Annotated in this window: 5 protein-coding genes; 3 read left to right on the top strand and 2 right to left on the bottom strand. The window is 46.5% G+C overall.

What is annotated here, in order from left to right; genetic code table 11:
• The first annotated feature begins 76 nt into the window (after nt 1–76).
• Nucleotides 77–292, top strand: a complete 216-nt coding sequence (locus IXB50_RS21880; RefSeq protein ID WP_281413309.1) for a PTPA-CTERM sorting domain-containing protein — start codon at nt 77–79, stop codon at nt 290–292.
• Nucleotides 293–477: 185 nt separating this feature from the next.
• Nucleotides 478–804, top strand: a complete 327-nt coding sequence (locus IXB50_RS21875; RefSeq protein WP_215611120.1) for a gamma-glutamylcyclotransferase family protein — start codon at nt 478–480, stop codon at nt 802–804.
• A gap of 233 nt (nt 805–1,037) precedes the next feature.
• On the opposite strand, the gene IXB50_RS21870 is transcribed toward IXB50_RS21875, so the two are convergent.
• A complete protein-coding gene (locus IXB50_RS21870) occupies nt 1,038–1,814 on the bottom strand; it encodes a histidine phosphatase family protein (RefSeq protein WP_246564872.1) in 777 nt (258 codons plus the stop codon).
• Nucleotides 1,815–2,355: 541 nt separating this feature from the next.
• On the opposite strand from IXB50_RS21870, the gene IXB50_RS21865 reads away from it, so the two are divergent.
• Nucleotides 2,356–3,054 carry a helix-turn-helix domain-containing protein gene (locus IXB50_RS21865; RefSeq protein ID WP_215611119.1) on the top strand — a complete coding sequence of 233 codons (699 nt, stop codon included), beginning with the start codon at nt 2,356–2,358 and terminating at the stop codon, nt 3,052–3,054.
• 16 nt (nt 3,055–3,070) lie between these two features.
• Here IXB50_RS21865 and IXB50_RS21860 read toward each other — a convergent pair whose 3' ends face one another.
• Nucleotides 3,071–3,460 (bottom strand): Cif family virulence factor, encoded by a 390-nt coding sequence (locus IXB50_RS21860; protein WP_215611118.1) that lies wholly within the window; start codon nt 3,458–3,460, stop codon nt 3,071–3,073.
• Nucleotides 3,461–3,622 lie beyond the last annotated feature (162 nt).

The following is a 3,622-nucleotide window of genomic DNA, read 5'->3' as shown; positions in this document are numbered from 1 at the left end:
CTACAGTGATGGATTGATTTGAAATTTACCATAGTTCCTCACACCATTTTCTCTCCTGAGGAAATAGACAGCTACCTTGACTGCTTTTATTGGACTAAACTCTTTTGGAACTTGGACGCTAAGTATTGAAGACCTTGCAGAGGGAGATATGGGAAGTCTTGAGTCTTGGCAACTTAATATAGAAGGGACAGCGGCTATACCGACCCCTGCCCTCTTACCTGGCTTGATTGGTATGGGGATGGCCGCTTTGCGTAAGCGTCGACAGAATGACACTGTCACAGAGGAGGCTTAATCGTAGTCTCTCAACCATTTATACACCCTGGTTCTACACAGAAGAGAAGACTTACTGACTGCGTTGCCGTATCGTAGCGTTGGTCATGGTGAATATCAGAATTGGACTTTGACAGAACTGGTTAATTCTTGAATATTCATAATATATTTGTATCGAGAATCAAGAAAGGGCAGTGGTTGCTTGATATGGAAAAACTATTTAGCTACGGAACACTTCAACCAGGCCAACCAAACGAGCATATCCTAACCGCTATCGGCGGTGAATGGGAGCCTGCTGTCATTAAAGGTAACCTCATCGAAATAGGCTGGGGTGCAAACATGGGATACCCTGGGTTACTGATTAACGAGAATGGCAATGATATCCATGGACATGTCTTTACCTCCTCAAACTTGAGTACAAAATGGGCCTACCTGGACGAGTTCGAAGGTGAAGAATACGAGCGCATAGTTACATCTGTGACCCTCTTGAGCGGAGAGCAAGTCCAAGCCCATGTCTATAGGGTCCGGCCATAGTGAGCGTTAAGATTAATCACCCTCTAAAGAGCATCACCCGCATTAACTTTAAAACAAAAATCCGATAGGGTTACCCCTACCGGATATGAGAAGTGTGTCAGTCTAAATCAGATCAATACATCAAACTAGAGGAAACAAGATCGCTCCAGGGAATGGTCTTCAGCACTTGCTGAGGACATGCTGGCATTCACTCGTACCAGAGACGGTCCAATTTTTCATGCCCATAGTTTGAATTACAAGTCAGCCCACTCTTCAGGCAGCATATTGGCAACGAGTTCAAAGCCACCAGCACCATCTGGCGTTAGCACATAAGCCAACCCCTGGGGGGCAGGATAGATACCGGTTGCAGCCTCAAAGATATCGTCATGACCAACGATAACAGTATTTTCGCCACTGTCCGGTACAGCGATTAGTAAAGGCATCACATTAGCTTGCATTTCCTCAACCTGAGCGTCGGTATATTCCTCAAAGGGTAGGAAATTGAGCTTAGAATTTTTCTCATGGCGACCAAAGGCAAGATCGGCTGTCTGCCAAGCTCGACAGTAATCACTACTGATCACATCGCCAACTGGTATTGCTTTAGCCTCAAAAGCTACACCAATGTCCTTGGACTGCTGTATGCCCACATCGTTGAGCTTACGCTGGGTTTCACAGTCATCGAGACTCATGCTGGGATCGGCCTGATCAGCATAGTCACGCTCAGTTTGGGCATGACGGAAGTAGATTACATGACCACCTTCTTTAAGCGCCGTTAAAAGCTCAGCCCCGCCCAGCTGATCCTGAAAGTCAGCATTGGCCTGCTCTCCCTTGCTGTATTCGGTGCCTTCACCACCTTCACCGCCTTCGCCACCTTCACCGCCTTCGCCACCTTCGCCACCTTCCGAGGCAACGTCTTCAGTCACGGGTTCTGTATCTCCGCTAACGTCATCACTAGCGTCAGTACAAGCACCAAGAGCGGCGACCATACCGATGGTCAGAAAGAGTTCTAGGGGCTTTAATCGCTTTTTCATGACTCACCTATACTGAGAAATACTCTCATTAATTAAGGACATCACTGAGCCTATATTTAATGAGATCCAATGTCAATTAACGAATTTTATTTTTCGCTGTCAGAAATTATACGCTATTTGCATTAATTGGGATAAAGTCTGGGTGTTTCACGGTGAGGCTGTCTAAGCCTGTGATAAAAAGTCTTAAAATCCTTTGAATTAAGCTATTTGATGTCTTTAGTATGTCGTCATCCTATCTAATTCTATTGATATGACTAGATCAAGGATGGCTTTTAATCCACATAGCTTATGCCTTTAATCCATATATATTATTGCTAATGATTAATAATAATAAAAATCATTAATCTTGGGCCATCAGTAGGTTCTGCTGTAGGAATCATTCCTGATCTTAGCTCTGGAGATAATTGGCTAAATGCATAGGATTTACATTTTCTAAGGGGCATCTGTAACGGTTGATTCAACCTGAACGGTACAATCCGATGAGGTTACAGAGCGTGTTGCTAACTCCAGACAAATGTCTACCCCATCTACCCCAACCCCCATGTCTCCCAGCGAAGCGTCGTTGCAACGGGTGATGCAGCGGGCAAATATTTCAAGTCAGCGAGCCCTGGCTGAAAAGGCAAATGTTTCGCGCTGGCAGGTACAACAGTTGCGCCAGGGCAACATTGATGCAATGCGTCTCTCTGTACTGAAAAAAATGGCGATGGCTCTGGATTGTTCTCTAGCTGACCTGTTGCAGACGTTTGATCCAGCGCGCTCTGAGAACGTCTCAGATGCTGAGGCTGGGGCCTCAGTTACGGCTGAGGTACATCCCGAGAATAAAGTGACTAGTGACGCTACTAGCGAAGCCGCCCTCCTCCGCCAGGAATATACTCGTCTGGAGAAGCGTTTAGAGCAACAGAGTCACAGTCTGCGCCACCAGTTCCAAACGGATGCCCTGCAGGTCCTGGAATCTTGGCTGACTTACTGGCCCACAGCGGCCAAGGCTGCCATGGAACGCGATGACTTTGATGCCAAAAAATTATTGCCTTTGGTAAAGCCGGTGGATCGACTGGTAGCAAGTTGGGGAGTGACTGTCATGGGGAGAGTGGGTGAACAGCTTGCCTATGATCCACAACAACATCAGTTGACCAGGGGCACTGCTAACGCTGGAGATCCTGTACGCATTAGCCATGTAGGCTATCGCCACGGAGAAAGTTTACTCCAACGGGTCAAGGTAGTGCCCCTCAATCCTGACTGATACTCTATTGAGACCGTTATATCCCCTCGACCATCAGTCGTGTATCGGGCAACGATTTCAGGTAAGGCAGGGTTAGATCAGGCCGCGCTAAACGACTGATGGCATTGAGGGCTGATGCGATCGCACCTTCTTGCCAACCGGGTAATGACGATACCTGATCGCCAACGATAAAAAAGCAAGGGTTGCTAGCATCAAGAGGCGTTAATTTAACTCTCCATTTTGCGACATCATAATCCTTCTGTTCATTTTTTGAAATCTCATCTGGTCCGTGTTCAGGCTCCGACCTGGGTGGAATCCGAATCGCGTCTGTAGCGAATAGCTTCCCATAAGCTATCGAATCGTTGGCGCTAACAGCTGCCTGATACTTTTCACACATTGTCTTGAGAACTTCGTTAGCATCAACCATAATTCGTACCTCCTGAATTAGTATGCTCTCTCAAGTTGCATAGCATCGGATGAGGATAACCAAAGCTATCTTCTTGCACAGACTCCTAGTACTACAGTTGTAGATATTTTATTTTAGAGGGATACTAGCTAGGTAACGTCGAAAAGCTTCTGATGCCAGTCC

The sequence above is a fragment of the Leptothoe spongobia TAU-MAC 1115 genome (assembly GCF_018739885.1).
In the GTDB taxonomy this organism is placed as follows: domain Bacteria; phylum Cyanobacteriota; class Cyanobacteriia; order Phormidesmidales; family Phormidesmidaceae; genus Leptothoe; species Leptothoe spongobia.
Note: the sequence above shows the minus strand (reverse complement) of the source record. Positions and strands in the feature narration are given on the sequence as shown.

Excerpts from the sequence above, each read along its gene's own strand:
- IXB50_RS21865 (WP_215611119.1), top strand. The coding sequence starts at position 2,356 with ATGTCTCCCAGCGAAGCGTCGTTGCAACGGGTGATGCAGCGGGCAAAT.
- IXB50_RS21860 (WP_215611118.1), bottom strand. The coding sequence starts at position 3,460 with ATGGTTGATGCTAACGAAGTTCTCAAGACAATGTGTGAAAAGTATCAG.
- IXB50_RS21875 (WP_215611120.1), top strand. The coding sequence starts at position 478 with ATGGAAAAACTATTTAGCTACGGAACACTTCAACCAGGCCAACCAAAC.
- IXB50_RS21870 (WP_246564872.1), bottom strand. The coding sequence starts at position 1,814 with ATGAAAAAGCGATTAAAGCCCCTAGAACTCTTTCTGACCATCGGTATG.